The following is a 14,054-nucleotide window of genomic DNA, read 5'->3' as shown; positions in this document are numbered from 1 at the left end:
AATTTTTAATGTTATGAGGTAATCTTTACTTTCTTTCTCGTTGTCTCCCATTTGCCACGGCTTGGACTATGAACAAGATCATTATATGCTAACACATTTAAGTCTCTTTGAATCGTTCTAGGTGTAATGCCGAATTCGTCAACCAGTTCCTGTGTTGTCACAAGGCCTTTCTCTTGAATAAACATGTAAACTGATTTGATTCGAGTTAGCATACGGTTTGTTGAAGGTTTCAAAAAACCACTCCCTATCATAAGATCGGATGGACTTGACTAACCACAACTCACGACTATCAACTGCGTACGAAATAGCAACTAAGGCAGACATCTGTAATATTTAAATAATTCGCCTTCATTATACACGATTTCGCCGCAGTGAATCTAGGAATAAGTATGATAAATTTTTTCCAATTTGAGTTTGGCCGCCATCCTTGTTGGATTACTATGTATTTCAGCACAATATTATTATGGATAAAGAAACTTTTTTTATTCCGTTTCGTATGTGATTAAGGGGGTGAGTGAGATTGAGAATGTTGTTGGAAGCATCAATAGAGCAAGCAGGGTATACAAACCGAAAAAAAGTGCTCACCGATGTTTTATTGGAAGTCAGAGAAGGGGAGCTTGTCGGGTTGATTGGAGCGAACGGCGCTGGAAAAAGTACAGCCATCAAGGCGATACTCGGCCTCTCGCAAGACTTTAAAGGGACTATCACTTGGAATGATTGCTCGTTTGCTTATATTCCGGAGCACCCGTCCTTTTATGAGGAATTAACGCTGTGGGAGCATCTCGATCTGATCAGCACTTTGCACGGCATTGATCAGAGTGAATTCGAATATCGGGCCCAAAGTCTTCTTGAAACATTTTCGCTTGATCATGTCATGCATGAGCTGCCGGTGACGTTTTCGAAGGGCATGCAGCAAAAGCTGATGCTGATTCAGGCTTTTCTTTCTAAGCCTGATATGTATGTGATTGATGAACCGTTTATCGGCCTTGACCCGATATCGACAAAACGCTTTGTGGACATGCTGAAGGCTGAGAAAGATAGAGGAGCCGGCATTCTTATGTGCACACACGTACTTGATACCGCGGAAAAAATCTGCGACCGGTTTTACATGATTGATAAAGGTTCTTTGTTTCTTCAGGGAACTTTAAAAGATATTCAAGAGCAGACAGGGTTAGACGGGCAGTCATTGCTTGACTGTTTTTATACGGCGATTCAAGGAGAAAAGGCATGAACGGGCGGTCTCTCTTTTTTCGAAGGTGGATGGATTTTTACCGATATCAGTTTAAGGTGCTGCATGCTGTCATTGATTGGACGGTTGCGCTCTACATTGTCCTGCCGGCGCTTGCTTTTGTGATTTATCAGTATGTGGAGTGGACAAACGGAAGCGGCCTTCTTTACGAGTGGTCTGAGAGAGTCGAATGGAGATGGTTATACGCTGTCGGTATACTGATTGTTTGCACAGGCTCCATCCATACTTTTTTACTGGAAGCGGACCAGGTGTTTTTGCTGCAAAAGAAAGCGATCATTCGCCAGATGAAACAATACGCATTGGTGTATTCTATATTGTTCACGTTCGCCAAATGGCTGTTGCTCTTTTTTCTTTTTCTTCCCTTTATCATTGATTCTGTTCGCGTCACTATTCCAGAAAGCGCTGCTCTATTGATCTATGCATTCGGTCTTCATACGCTCTTTTTATCCTTGAAGCAGGACAGGGTCAGAAAACCAAGATCTATTTGGAGACAGATTGCAGACTTTTTTCTCAAGGCTGTGCTTTTGGCGTGTTCTTTTCTCATGATTACCTTTACCGAGTGGCACTTGCTCTCGCTTGCCGGTGTTTTGTTTTTTATTTTTGCTTTCATACGCAGTTTGAAAAAGACGGCTTCATTATCGGCTTTTGAGGCAGAGGTGCTTGAGGAGAAAAAAATCAGGCTCACTCTTGCAGGTCTTGTAATGATGACGAGCCAGGATGTGAGAATGCCGAGAGTAAAGGACAGGATGAGGAGAAAACCACTATTATTCCGGAATTCTAAAAGGATATTTAAGGAACGGACAATGTATACAATTTATAAAGAATTGTTTTTTAAAGTCATGCTGAGGAATGGGGAGTATGCGAGGCATCTGTATATGCTTTTGTCGGCTTTTACGGTTTTAACAGTCGTTTCCCCGATCGTTCTTAAGGTGATTGCGCTGCTGGTTTATACAGGTGTTTGCCGTTATGTGCTTTCGCTTATTTTTGACAAAGTGATGGATGCGCCGATCTTAATTGGGGCTGATAAGGAAAGTAATGAATATTACCGGGCCAGAAAAAGCAGTGTGAACACGCTGCACTATGCTTGTGTTGCCTGCTGCTTTTTGGCGGCTGCTATCTCTTTTTTGGTGAAATAAAAACCCAAACGGATGCCGTTTGGGTTTTCTGTATGTTATAGAATAAATAGCTGGATGAAAAACAGAACGGCAAATACGAGGACGAGAGGATGAATGTCTCTCCATTTTCCCCGTGCTGCTTTCACAATCGGATACGAAATAAAGCCAAGCGCAATTCCTGTGGAAATGCTTGATGTAAGAGGCATGGTCAGAACAACGAGAAATGCCGGAAATGCCTCGTCCATCTCCTTCCAGTTAATATTCGACACCGAGCCCATCATCAGGCTGCCGACAATAATCAAAGCCGGAGAAGTGATGGCGGATATGCCGGATAAGGCGCTGACAAGCGGACTGAAAAACATCGAAGCTGCAAACAATACCGCGACAGTTAAAGACGTAAGACCTGTTCTTCCCCCGGCTGCGACGCCAGCTGAAGACTCGACAAACGCGGTTGTCGGACTTGTTCCGAAAACAGCACCGACTGTGGTCGCCGTTGAATCAGCAAGCAGTGCTTTTCGCGCGTTCGGGAGCTTGTTGTTTTTCATCAATCCGGCTTGCTCGGCCACACCGATCATCGTACCGGTCGTATCAAAAATCGTGACCAGCAGAAATGAAAAGACGACAGCGTACAGGCCGTGATGGATCACATCGCCAAAAGCGGAGAACGGATTTGAAATAATCAATCCCTCAGGCAAATGCGGAAAAGACATAAAGCCTTTAGGAAAATGCAGCTGGCCGGTAAAAAACGCGATCAAAGCGGTAGCTGCCATTCCGATAAATAACGCTCCGCTTACATTCAGCACCATCAGGATCACACTGATCAATAAGCCGATCAGCGTTAAGATAACCGCTGGCGAATGAAGGTTGCCGAGTGTGACCAGATTTGATTTATCAGCCGTAATCATTCCCGCCTGCCGTAAACCGATAAACGCAATAAAAAGTCCGATCCCTGTGGTGATGCCGTATTTTAAATTGTTTGGAATCGCTTCTATCAGTTGTTTTCTTAAAGGCGTTAACGATAGAATAATGAAGAGAACCCCTGCTGTGAATACTGCGCTGAAAGCTGTTGCGTACGTGATGCCGCCGCCGCTTGCGCCTACAACGTGATAGGCTAAGTAAGCGTTTAAGCCCATGCCGGGCGCAATGGCAATCGGATAATTTGCAGCCAGGGCCATCCACAGTGTTCCGACAATGGAGGCGATAATCGTTGCGGTAAAGACCTGGTCAAAAGGAACTCCGGCATTCGCTAAAATGACCGGATTCACCACTACAATATAGACCATTGTAAAAAAGGTCGTCAATCCAGCTATGATTTCTTGTTTAATCGATGTTTGCTGCTCTTTTAGATGAAACATAGTAACCTCCAATTACGAACGTTTTAACAAAACACCATTAATATTATTCGTTTTATTTAGTTTTTGCAAGTGATTTATTGCAGAAAGGGGATCATTATGAACTGGGAAGTCGAAGTGATCAGAAAAAAAGATGATTTGATTCGCGATACGCAGGAATTCTTGAGAATCAACAGTGTAATGGACGAAACAACAGCCGGGCCCGGCAAACCATTCGGAGAAGGGGTAAATGCCAGCTTGACCTCTTTGCTTGAGCTTGGAGAAAAAGAAGGATTTTCCGTGAAAAATCTTGAGGGGTTCGCCGGTCATATCGAATGGGGCGAGGGTGAAGACATTGTCGGCGTTCTTTGCCATGTTGATGTTGTACCGCCCGGAGACGGCTGGACAAGTGATCCGTTTTCAGCGGACATCCGAAACGGACGGATTTATGCCAGGGGCGCCATTGACGACAAAGGTCCGACGATGGCGGCGTTCTACGCGCTGAAAATCGTCAAAGACATGAATCTGCCGCTTTCTAAGCGTGTCAGAATCATTATCGGAACAGATGAAGAAAGTGATTGGAGATGTGTGGAGCATTATTTCAAGCACGAAGAAATGCCGACTCTCGGATTTGCGCCAGATGCTGATTTCCCGATTATTAACGCGGAAAAAGGGATTATTGATGCTTCATTGCTCATCCCGCACCGCGCAAACGAAGCCGCTTCAGAAACAGTTCTTGCCTCGTTTACATCAGGCCTCCGCTTAAACATGGTGCCAGACGCTGCGGAAGCCGTTATCAAAGGATCAAATATAGAAGAGGTTCTAGCCTCATTTAAAGACATGCTCCGCGCGACAGATCAAAAAGGTGAAGCTGAGATTGAGAATAGGCAGCTGATCTTGCGCATGCACGGACTTTCCTGCCATGCGATGGAACCGAACAATGGAGTGAATGCCGGCATCAAACTGGCAGAATTTTTGCGCAAGACTAAGCTGGATGAAGCCGGACAGCGTTTTGTTCAAATCGTGTCAGACAAATTCTCAGATGATACGAGAGGAAAGAAACTGAATATTGACTGTGAGGATGAGATTAGCGGAGAGCTGACATTAAATGTCGGAACACTGCGCTATACAGAAGGGCAAGGAGGCGAGCTCGGAATCAATATCCGCTATCCGGTAACGGCGGAAAGCAAAATGATCCGCGATGCGTTTGAAAGCGCCGCTGAATTTGAGCTTGGAGAATTTAAAGACAGCAAGCCGCATCATGTATCAGCAGACCATCCGCTAGTCAAAACACTGCAAAAGGTATATGAAGGCCAATTGGGCAAAAAAGCTGATTTAATTTCAATCGGCGGGGGAACGTACGCAAGATCTTTGAAAGCCGGCGTCGCATTCGGTCCGCTGTTCCCCGGACGTCCCGACAGTGCGCACCAAAAAGACGAGTATATTGAAATTGATGATCTCCTCAGAGCGACTGCTTTATATGCGCAGGCCATCTACGAACTTGCAAAATAAAAGGACCGGCTTCTTCTGAAGCCAGTCCTTTTTTACACAAATGACCATAAATCAGTTGATAAATAGCGTTCTCCGGTATCAGCTGTCATACAGACAACGACTTGATCAGGAGAGAGACGTTTGGCTGCTTCAATCGCCGCGAAGCAGGCAGCGCCTGAAGAAGGCCCGACGAGAATTCCTTCCTCCGCAGCAAGGCGTCTGGTAGTCGTATAAGCATCCTCATCAGTGATTTTGATAATTTCATCATATACATCTTGATTTAAAACTGGAGGTATGAAGCCTGGGCTTGTTCCAACCAGCTTATGCGCACCCGGTTTTCCGCCTGATAATACCGGAGACCCTGCAGGCTCAACAACATGAACCAAAATATCCGGGAAAAGTTCTTTTAGCGCTTCACCGGTGCCTGTAATGGTCCCGCCAGTACCGGAAGAAGCTACAAAAGCGCCTAGCGGTTTTCCGATTTCTTTTATTGCCCGGGCAATTTCAAGAGCAGTTGTTTTTCGATGCGCGTCAGGATTTGCGGTATTATCAAACTGCATCGGAATGAAGCTGTTCGGAATTTGTTCGGCTAGCTCTTTTGCTTTTTTAATGCTGCCGGGCATTCTTTCCGATCCGGGAGTTAACACAACCTCTGCACCATAGGCTTTGAGGAGGTTGATCCGCTCCTTCGTCATTGTATCCGGCATGACTAAAATCGCTTTATAGCCGCGGGCCGCCGCATTCATGGCGAGTCCGATTCCGGTATTTCCGCTGGTCGGCTCAATGATAACTGAGCCAGACTTGAGTAAGCCGTTTTGTTCTGCTTCTATGATCATATTGTAAGCGGCTCTGTCTTTCACACTGCCGCTTGGATTGAAAAATTCAAGTTTTAAATAGACTTGTGCTGCGTTTTCCGGCTGAAGCCGATTCAATCTCACAAGCGGTGTATCTCCTATAAGATCAGAAGTGTTTTCAACGATTTTCAACATTGTCATTCCTTTCTGAATAAAACAAGTGTCATATAATATCCTAACATAATAAAGGTTTGCGCGAGAGTGTTTTCATATGCGGTTCCTCTATTCGCGCAGCCTCTTTATTGATAAAATAATAGCAGTCAAAGAAGGGAGTGTCAGACGGATGTCAGATATCCGGCCTCATTATTTCATCGGCGTGCCCATTCCGCCAGAAATTGCAAATCCGATTTACCAGGCTGCGAAAAGCGAGCCGGCGCTCACGTTTCAAAAATGGGTGCACCCGCTTGACTACCATATTACGTTAATTTTTCTCGGTGCGGCGGATGAAGCGCAAATCAAGCAGCTTGAAGGCTCGCTTGCCGAGATAGCTGTAGATGTCAATCCGTTTACAATTGAGTTTGACAAAATAGATGTGTTCGGAGACCGCAGGCAGCCGCGCGTGTTACATTTGGAGCCGAAGAGGAATACGGCGCTCGAAACACTGCGGGAGCATACAAAACAAGCTGTTCTTCAAGCAGGCTTTAAAGTGGAAAAGAGAGCGTATCATCCCCATATGACGCTGGCAAGAAAATGGACAGGCCAAAAGGGATTTCCGGCGCATATCCCGTTTAAAAGCGGTGAGGTTTCAACGGCTATTGAACGATTTTCACTTTTTCAGACACACTTAAATCAATCACCAAAATATAAGGAAAAATACAAATTTCATTTAACTTAATTCATGCGGAGTGGAGAAACAAAATGGCACAAATCATCAAAATACATGATTATATATCGAGATATGAACTTGATCCGTACCATTATATGAATCAGTTTATACGGCTGAAAAAAGAGCGCTGGCTTTCACTATTAGAAGCAGCGGAGCGCCAGCATGAAGAAAGACAAGCCAGTGCTGAACAGCCGGAACCGGTGCAGAAACGGAAAAAATTTTCATTGAAAAGAAGAAAAGAAGAGATAGAAGCCGATATACAAGAAGAGAGACACCAATGGTTTGAGGAAGAAGACGATCTGAACGTAAGGCTGCCGAAGAGCAGGATGGCGCTTGCTTCCTTTTATAAAAGACATTTATATGAATTTCAGCTCAAATGGGCAAGCTCTACTCTTTCCGAGATGTCAAATCTGTCAAACCAGGTGAAGCAGGACCGCATTTTGCGTTTTCTGGCCCAGCAGCTTCCTGATTCTTATTTTATTATGTATAAGCCTGTGCTCAAAATTCAGCAGGCGGCAGTAGAATTAAGCATAGTGATCATTTCACCTCTTGACATTTTTTGCGTTTCTTTTATAGAGGCAGAGGAAGACAGTGTGTACATAGGATCTAAACATCGTTTTTGGGAGAAGAAAACAGGCTCTCAGACTGAATCGGTATTAAATCCGGCGTTGAGTCTGTTTCGGACGGGATCTGTTGTGTCGAAGATCGTAAAGGAAAAAGGCGCTGATATTCCAGTCTCGAAATTACTCCTGAGCAGAACGTCATACATCGATTACCCCGAGCCGCCGTACGGTCTGGAAATAGTGGACAAACGGGGCTTGGCGGATTGGATGGAGAGGCAGAAGAAAAACACTGCTCCGATAAAACATCATCAATTAAAGGCTGCAAAGGCTTTGTTGTCTTATTGCCTGTCAGACTCCTATCGCAGACAAGAGTGGCTGGAGTAAAGCAGAACGATTTGAGCGGTTTTCTCATAACATAAGCAGGTGAGAAAGATGAGCCAATGGTTTTTTATTATTAATCCGGCAGCAGGGCATCGAAAAGGCCTGCGTGTTTGGAAGTCGATACAAAAGGAATTATTGAAACGAAAGATTGAGCACCGCTCATTTTTAACAGAACATCCGGGACACGCCGAGGTTCTCGCCCGGCAGATTTCAACGATTCAGGAATATAAGCTGAAACGCCTGATCGTTATCGGCGGAGACGGAACGATGCACGAAGTCGTCAACGGGCTGAAAGATGTTGACGATATCGAACTGAGTTTTGTGCCGGCTGGCGCGTACAATGATTTTTCCAGAGGATTCTCCATTAAGAAAATAGATCTGATTCAGGAAATCAGACAGCTGAAGCGTCCGTTAACGCGAACGTTTCATTTAGGAAGCATTAATTTGCTTCAGGATAAATCGCAGGTTCTTTATTTTTTGAATCATATCGGAATCGGCTTTGACGCATATGTCAATAAGAAGGCGATGGAATTTCCATTAAAACGGGCGGTCCATTTTCTGCGCCTCCGTTACCTTGTCTATCCGCTTTCCCATTTGTACGCGTCGGCTACCTTTAAGCCGTTTTCGTTGGCCTGTACAATTGAAGGGGAGACACAGGAATTTCATCATGTCTGGTTTGCGGTCGTCTCCAATCATCCGTTTTACGGAGGCGGCATGAAGGCGGCCCCGCTTGCGAATCCGCGCGAACAGGCATTTGATATCATCATTGTTGAGAATCTGCCGTTTTTGAAAAAGTATTGGTTTTTATGCTTGATGACATTTGGAAAACACACCAAAATGGACGGCGTGACGATGTTTAAAGCGAAAGACATTACGTTTTACACGAAGGACAAAATTCCGTTCCATGCTGACGGAGAAATCATGGGCACAACCCCATTCCGTCTGGCATCGAGTCCCTCACCTTTACGGATCAAAACATAAACGTTTTTGGAGGAGAGAGATTCTGATGGTCAGTATCCAACGCAGCTTTGAAGCGTATGCCGATGAAATGAATATCATTACGGTTCTGATTCCTGCTGATCAAAAAGATACCTTTACGCCGCCTTTTCAGCTTGAGACAGATACAGCGGAAATTCCTCTGACAGTCAGTCAGGAATGGCAAATAGAAGGGAAATACAAGTATGTATGTGTAGCTGAACAGCCGGTGACTTTCGGGAAAACGCATCATGTCAAAGCATCCGGCGACGGAAAAACGGATCTCCAAATCGGGGCGGTTGTCAGGACGGATGCGTTTGATGCTGCATTTTATTATGACGGGGAGCTCGGAGCTGTTTACGCTTCGGATTATACTGAATTTAAGGTATGGGCGCCTGCTGCCACGTCAGCTGCCGTCAAGCTGTCACATCCCGAAAAAAGCGGGCACACGCTTCAAATGACAAGAATGGAAAATGGAGTATACGCCGTTACAGTGGCTGGAGATCTGCACGGTTATGAGTATGTGTACCGGATTTGCAACAATTTAGAATGGACAGAAACGGTTGATCCGTATGCAAAAGCTGTGACGGTCAACGGAGAGAAGGGTGTTGTGCTGCGCCCTGATCAAGTAAATTCGGCTCCTACGCTTACACCATTTTCAGCCCCAGTTGATGCCATTATTTATGAGATGCACATCCGAGACTTCTCCATTCATGAAAACAGCGGTATGAAAAACAAGGGGAAATATGCGGCGCTTGCTGAAACGGACACCAAAACGAAAAATGGCAATTCTACAGGACTTTCTTATTTAAAAGAGCTTGGCGTTACACATATAGAGCTTTTGCCGCTAAACGATTATGCCGGAGTTGATGAAGAAAACCCGCTTGCCGCCTACAATTGGGGCTATAATCCGCTTCATTTTTTCGCCCCGGAGGGAAGCTATGCCTCCAATCCTCACGACCCTCAGACAAGAAACACAGAAGTAAAACAAATGATTCACACCCTGCATCAGCATGGCCTGCGTGTCATTCTGGATGTTGTTTATAACCATGTATATCAAAGAGAGCACTCGCCCTTTGAAAAAACGGTGCCCGGTTATTTCTTCCGGCATGATCAATTCGGGATGCCTTCGAATGGCACCGGCGTCGGGAATGACATCGCCTCAGAAAGGCGGATGGCAAGGAAATTCATTACGGATTGCGTCATGTATTGGCTGAAGGAATACGATGTCGACGGCTTCCGCTTTGATCTGCTCGGCATTTTAGATATTGAAACGGTTCTTCATATGAAAGAAAAAGCATATGAGGTAAAGCCCGGAATCCTTCTCTTTGGGGAAGGCTGGGATTTGGCAACACCGCTGCCGCCTGAACAGAAAGCGACATTGGCGAATGCATCGAAAATGCCGGGCGTCGGTTTTTTTAATGATTCGTTTCGTGACGCTGTTAAAGGGAATACCTTTCATATCGCGGCGGCGGGTTTTGCCCTTGGGAACGGCGAAAAAACGGAAACAGTCATGCACGGGATTGCCGGATCTTCCGGATGGAAAGAGACAGACCCGCTTGTGTCTGCTCCGAGCCAGTCCATCAATTATGTCGAGTCGCATGACAACCACACATTTTGGGATAAAATGAGCCTCGCGCTTCCTCAAGAAAGTGAGAGCCGAAAAAGAAGCAGGCAAAAGCTGGCGTCTGCAATCATTCTGCTGGCCCAGGGAGTGCCGTTTATTCACAGCGGACAGGAATTTTTCCGGACGAAGCAGGGGGTGGAAAACAGCTATCAATCCAGTGACAGCATCAACCAGCTGGACTGGTCGCGGCGTGAAACATTCAAGCAGGATGTTGACTATGTCCGCGGGCTGATTTCACTCAGAAAAGCGCATCCGGCATTCCGGCTTACGTCATCAGCCGATATTCAGCGCTGCCTTGAATGTCTGGCTCTCAAAGAGCACCTTATTGTATACCGGCTGTTTAACCTCGGCGCAATCGATGAATGGGAAGAAATCATTGTCATCCATCATGCCAGCCCCGATTCTGTTACATGGCAGCTGCCGAAAGATAAGGCTTACCGCCTTCTATGTGATACTGACGGGTTTCGTGCTGAGCCTGGAGAAATCAAGAAAGCGGTTGCTGTAAACGGCATTGGAACGGTTATCTTATATTTAGCACGAGATCTTACGAGTTTTGCTTGACGAAGTTTGTGCTATAGCGCTAAAATTTAAAAGACGGCTATTGATTAGCATATGAGACTCTCAATAGCTGTCTTTTTTATTTTTCATACGATTCGTACGAAAAAGGCATTCGCTGGATACACTGAAGACGAATAGGCCTTTATTCTAAAATATTTTAAGAAATGATGGGTTGAACATTGATATGAACTGGTTGGGACAATTACTAGGTAGCGATTGGGAGATCTTCCCCGCCGGAGGAGCTACAGGAGATGCATATTATGCGAAACATAACGGGCAGCAGCTTTTTTTAAAACGTAATAGCTCACCTTTTTTAGCTGTTTTATCCGCCGAAGGCATTGTTCCTAAGCTGGTTTGGACAAAACGGATGGAGAATGGGGACGTCATAACGGCCCAGCACTGGATGACCGGCAGAGAGCTGAAGCCGAAAGACATGAGCGGACGGCCCGTTGCTGAATTGCTTCGTAAAATACACACATCAAAAGCCTTGCTGGACATGCTGAAGAGACTTGGAAAGGAACCTCTGAATCCAGGGACTCTGCTGTCTCAGCTTAAACAGGCTGTATTTGCTGTGCAGCAATCTTCGCCGCTGATTCAAGAAGGGATTACGTATTTAGAAGATCATCTGCATGAAGTGCATTTCGGTGAGAAAGTCGTTTGCCATTGTGATGTCAATCATAATAACTGGCTATTGTCTGAAGACAACCAGCTGTATTTAATTGACTGGGACGGCGCCATGATCGCTGACCCGGCGATGGATCTAGGGCCATTGCTGTACCATTACGTCGAAAAGCCAGCTTGGGAGAGCTGGCTGGGCATGTACGGTATTGAGTTAACGGAAAGCCTTCGGTTAAGAATGGCATGGTATGTGCTATCTGAAACAATCACTTTCATTGCCTGGCATAAATCCAAAGGAAACGATAAAGAATTCCATGATGCAATGGAAGAACTGCATATGCTGATGAAGCGGATTGTTCAATAATCAGGAATACGAATCCATTTCCTCTACCCATTGAGACAAGCTGCTCTGGTGCTCTTGTATGTGTGAGTCGATGGATTTGGATGATATTCCTGATTGGCTGTATCGGTACACATCTTCCAGCACGTTTTTTAAGTGTGAATCGAGCTCGGTGTTTGCCATCAGCGATTTAATCACACGTTCAAGCTGTTCGTACTCTGCGACGGTTCCGCAGCAGTCTAATTGATGGTCAGTCAAAATGTCCTTCAATAGATCAACTTGATTCTCGTAATTTAAACCCATAAAACGGTACACATCCCTTCAGTATCTTACGGGTTAAATTGTTCAAAACAGTATGGTTTTATGCATGAGACACGAGTGTTCCGACAGATGGGAACCTCTTTTTTTATGTGATTTGCTCTGAAAGGCACACCTTCAAAAACAAGCTTGCGGGTCTTTTTAATTCATGGTATGTTGTTAGTCGAAATAATAGATAGAGGTGTCAATCATATGAGAATGCGCCACAAGCCTTGGGCTGATGACTTTTTGGCTGAAAACGCAGATATTGCCATCAGCAATCCTGCTGATTATAAAGGAAAATGGAATACAGTGTTTGGCAACAGCAATCCGATCCATATCGAGGTCGGTACAGGAAAAGGGCAATTTATTTCCGGGATGGCCAAACAAAATCCTGACATTAATTATATTGGTATTGAGTTATTTAAAAGCGTAATTGTGACAGCTGTCCAGAAAGTAAAGGATAGCGAAGTGCCGAATGTAAAGCTTTTGAATATAGACGCGGACACGCTGACAGACGTGTTTGAGCCGGGTGAAGTCAAACGGGTGTACTTGAACTTTTCTGATCCTTGGCCGAAAAACCGCCACGAAAAACGCCGTCTGACGTATTCCCATTTTCTCAAGAAATATGAAGAAGTGATGGGGAAAGGCGGAGCAATTCATTTTAAAACAGACAACCGCGGCCTGTTTGAGTACTCGCTGAAAAGCTTCTCGGAATACGGTCTGCTGCTGACATATGTCAGTCTTGATCTGCATAACAGTGATATGGAAGATAACATCATGACAGAATATGAAGAAAAATTCTCAGCACTCGGCCAGCCGATCTATCGGGCTGAAGTTGAATGGAGAGCGTAAAACAGACTCTGACACAGGAGTCTGTTTTTTTTATGCGCTGTTTGCTACGATGATGACAGGGGGGATGAAGATGGAAACGATGAAAATTGGAAACACGACGTTAACCTGGCTTGACGGAGGGGTGACTCACATGGACGGAGGAGCCATGTTCGGCGTTGTTCCAAAGCCGTTATGGTCAAAAAAATACCCAGTCAATGAAAAAAACCAGATTGAACTAAGGACAGATCCGATTCTTATTCAAAAGGACGGGCAAAACGTGATTGTTGATGCCGGTATCGGGTCCGGAAAGCTGACTGAGAAACAAAAAAGAAACTACGGTGTGACCCAAGAATCCAATGTGAAAACATCATTAGCAGCGCTCGGGTTAACGGTTGAAGATATCCACGTGATCGCCATGACACACCTTCATTTTGACCATGCGTGCGGATTGACGGAATACGATGGAGATAAACTGGTGCCAGTTTTTCCAAATGCCGTTATTTATACTTCATCTGTTGAATGGAATGAAATGCGCCATCCGAATATCAGATCGAAAAATACCTACTGGAAAGAAAACTGGGAGGCGGTTGCCGGCCAAGTGAAGACCTTTGAAGACACTTGCACGATAACAGAGGGGGTTACAATGCATCATACCGGGGGCCACAGTGACGGCCACTGTGTTCTTGTATGTGAGGATGCGGGTGAAACCGCGGTACATATGGCGGATTTGATGCCGACACACGCCCACCGCAATCCATTATGGGTGCTGGCTTATGATGATTATCCGATGACCTCTATACCGCAAAAGCAAAAGTGGCAGGCGTATGCAGCGGAAAAAGACGCATGGTTTATTTTTTATCATGATGCCGTATATCGCGCACTGAAATGGGACGGGGACGAAAGAATGACAGAATCACTCAAACGAAAGAAACAATAGCATATTTTCATGTTTACCCTGCATGATTTCCGGCTAATAAAGCAAACCTAGTACTAAT

The 14,054-nt window shown here is 45.2% G+C and carries 14 protein-coding genes; 10 read left to right on the top strand and 4 right to left on the bottom strand.

The annotated features are described in order from the left end of the window. Positions 1-11: 11 nt before the first annotated feature. Entirely contained in the window at positions 12-233 is a 222-nt protein-coding gene (locus tag WA325_RS06930) for a DeoR family transcriptional regulator (RefSeq protein ID WP_003152337.1), read from the bottom strand. A 287-nt stretch (positions 234-520) separates the two neighbouring features. Here WA325_RS06930 and WA325_RS06925 point away from each other — a divergent pair, with 287 nt between their 5' ends. Both WA325_RS06925 and WA325_RS06920 read left to right on the top strand, forming a co-directional pair. Continuing rightward, a complete protein-coding gene (locus WA325_RS06925; RefSeq protein ID WP_326326475.1) occupies positions 521-1,231 on the top strand; it encodes an ABC transporter ATP-binding protein in 711 nt (236 codons plus the stop codon). Further along, the gene (locus tag WA325_RS06920; RefSeq protein ID WP_336183367.1) at positions 1,228-2,385 is read left to right on the top strand and encodes an ABC transporter permease; all 1,158 of its coding nucleotides are present in this window, start codon (positions 1,228-1,230) and stop codon (positions 2,383-2,385) included. The genes WA325_RS06925 and WA325_RS06920 overlap by 4 nt, the downstream gene beginning before the upstream one ends. 35 nt (positions 2,386-2,420) lie before the next feature. On the opposite strand, the gene pbuO is transcribed toward WA325_RS06920, so the two are convergent. Then, entirely contained in the window at positions 2,421-3,719 is a 1,299-nt protein-coding gene (gene pbuO, locus WA325_RS06915) for a hypoxanthine/guanine permease PbuO (protein WP_105953371.1), read from the bottom strand. A gap of 96 nt (positions 3,720-3,815) precedes the next feature. Here pbuO and pepV point away from each other — a divergent pair, with 96 nt between their 5' ends. Continuing rightward, positions 3,816-5,207, top strand: coding sequence for a dipeptidase PepV (gene pepV, locus WA325_RS06910; protein WP_336183366.1), 1,392 nt, complete (start codon positions 3,816-3,818; stop codon positions 5,205-5,207). A gap of 32 nt (positions 5,208-5,239) precedes the next feature. On the opposite strand, the gene cysK is transcribed toward pepV, so the two are convergent. Then, positions 5,240-6,175: a cysteine synthase A gene (cysK, locus tag WA325_RS06905; protein ID WP_336183365.1), complete on the bottom strand. Its 936-nt coding sequence runs from the start codon at positions 6,173-6,175 to the stop codon at positions 5,240-5,242. A gap of 148 nt (positions 6,176-6,323) precedes the next feature. Here cysK and thpR point away from each other — a divergent pair, with 148 nt between their 5' ends. The 5 genes from thpR (at position 6,324) to WA325_RS06880 (ending at position 11,952) form a co-directional block, all read left to right on the top strand. After that, complete coding sequence (gene thpR / locus WA325_RS06900; RefSeq protein ID WP_326139267.1) at positions 6,324-6,875, top strand: RNA 2',3'-cyclic phosphodiesterase; 552 nt, start codon at positions 6,324-6,326, stop codon at positions 6,873-6,875. Between the two features lie 23 nt (positions 6,876-6,898). After that, positions 6,899-7,813, top strand: coding sequence for a hypothetical protein (locus WA325_RS06895; protein ID WP_105990197.1), 915 nt, complete (start codon positions 6,899-6,901; stop codon positions 7,811-7,813). Between the two features lie 48 nt (positions 7,814-7,861). After that, on the top strand, positions 7,862-8,791 hold the full coding sequence (locus WA325_RS06890; RefSeq protein ID WP_336183364.1) for a YegS/Rv2252/BmrU family lipid kinase: 930 nt from the start codon (positions 7,862-7,864) through the stop codon (positions 8,789-8,791). Positions 8,792-8,816: 25 nt separating this feature from the next. Then, entirely contained in the window at positions 8,817-10,973 is a 2,157-nt protein-coding gene (gene pulA, locus WA325_RS06885) for a type I pullulanase (RefSeq protein WP_336183363.1), read from the top strand. Between the two features lie 181 nt (positions 10,974-11,154). Next, positions 11,155-11,952 carry a phosphotransferase family protein gene (locus tag WA325_RS06880; RefSeq protein WP_336183362.1) on the top strand — a complete coding sequence of 266 codons (798 nt, stop codon included), beginning with the start codon at positions 11,155-11,157 and terminating at the stop codon, positions 11,950-11,952. On the opposite strand, the gene WA325_RS06875 is transcribed toward WA325_RS06880, so the two are convergent. Beyond that, entirely contained in the window at positions 11,953-12,231 is a 279-nt protein-coding gene (locus WA325_RS06875; RefSeq protein WP_024122528.1) for a YtzH-like family protein, read from the bottom strand. Positions 12,232-12,438: 207 nt separating this feature from the next. Here WA325_RS06875 and trmB point away from each other — a divergent pair, with 207 nt between their 5' ends. Both trmB and WA325_RS06865 read left to right on the top strand, forming a co-directional pair. Continuing rightward, positions 12,439-13,080 carry a tRNA (guanosine(46)-N7)-methyltransferase TrmB gene (gene trmB / locus WA325_RS06870; RefSeq protein ID WP_038954257.1) on the top strand — a complete coding sequence of 214 codons (642 nt, stop codon included), beginning with the start codon at positions 12,439-12,441 and terminating at the stop codon, positions 13,078-13,080. Positions 13,081-13,150: 70 nt separating this feature from the next. Then, positions 13,151-13,996: a YtnP family quorum-quenching lactonase gene (locus WA325_RS06865; protein ID WP_336183361.1), complete on the top strand. Its 846-nt coding sequence runs from the start codon at positions 13,151-13,153 to the stop codon at positions 13,994-13,996. The last annotated feature ends 58 nt before the right edge of the window (positions 13,997-14,054 follow it).

Source organism: Bacillus sp. 205(2023) (assembly GCF_037027485.1).
Taxonomy (GTDB): Bacteria; Bacillota; Bacilli; order Bacillales; family Bacillaceae; genus Bacillus; species Bacillus halotolerans.
Note: the sequence above shows the minus strand (reverse complement) of the source record. Positions and strands in the feature narration are given on the sequence as shown.

Bases quoted from the DNA above. Each gene is read 5' to 3' on its own strand.
- WA325_RS06920 (WP_336183367.1), top strand. From the start codon at position 1,228: ATGAACGGGCGGTCTCTCTTTTTTCGAAGGTGGATGGATTTTTACCGA.
- pbuO (WP_105953371.1), bottom strand. From the start codon at position 3,719: ATGTTTCATCTAAAAGAGCAGCAAACATCGATTAAACAAGAAATCATA.
- pepV (WP_336183366.1), top strand. From the start codon at position 3,816: ATGAACTGGGAAGTCGAAGTGATCAGAAAAAAAGATGATTTGATTCGC.
- cysK (WP_336183365.1), bottom strand. From the start codon at position 6,175: ATGTTGAAAATCGTTGAAAACACTTCTGATCTTATAGGAGATACACCG.
- thpR (WP_326139267.1), top strand. From the start codon at position 6,324: ATGTCAGATATCCGGCCTCATTATTTCATCGGCGTGCCCATTCCGCCA.
- WA325_RS06895 (WP_105990197.1), top strand. From the start codon at position 6,899: ATGGCACAAATCATCAAAATACATGATTATATATCGAGATATGAACTT.
- WA325_RS06890 (WP_336183364.1), top strand. From the start codon at position 7,862: ATGAGCCAATGGTTTTTTATTATTAATCCGGCAGCAGGGCATCGAAAA.
- pulA (WP_336183363.1), top strand. From the start codon at position 8,817: ATGGTCAGTATCCAACGCAGCTTTGAAGCGTATGCCGATGAAATGAAT.
- WA325_RS06880 (WP_336183362.1), top strand. From the start codon at position 11,155: ATGAACTGGTTGGGACAATTACTAGGTAGCGATTGGGAGATCTTCCCC.
- WA325_RS06875 (WP_024122528.1), bottom strand. From the start codon at position 12,231: ATGGGTTTAAATTACGAGAATCAAGTTGATCTATTGAAGGACATTTTG.
- trmB (WP_038954257.1), top strand. From the start codon at position 12,439: ATGAGAATGCGCCACAAGCCTTGGGCTGATGACTTTTTGGCTGAAAAC.
- WA325_RS06865 (WP_336183361.1), top strand. From the start codon at position 13,151: ATGGAAACGATGAAAATTGGAAACACGACGTTAACCTGGCTTGACGGA.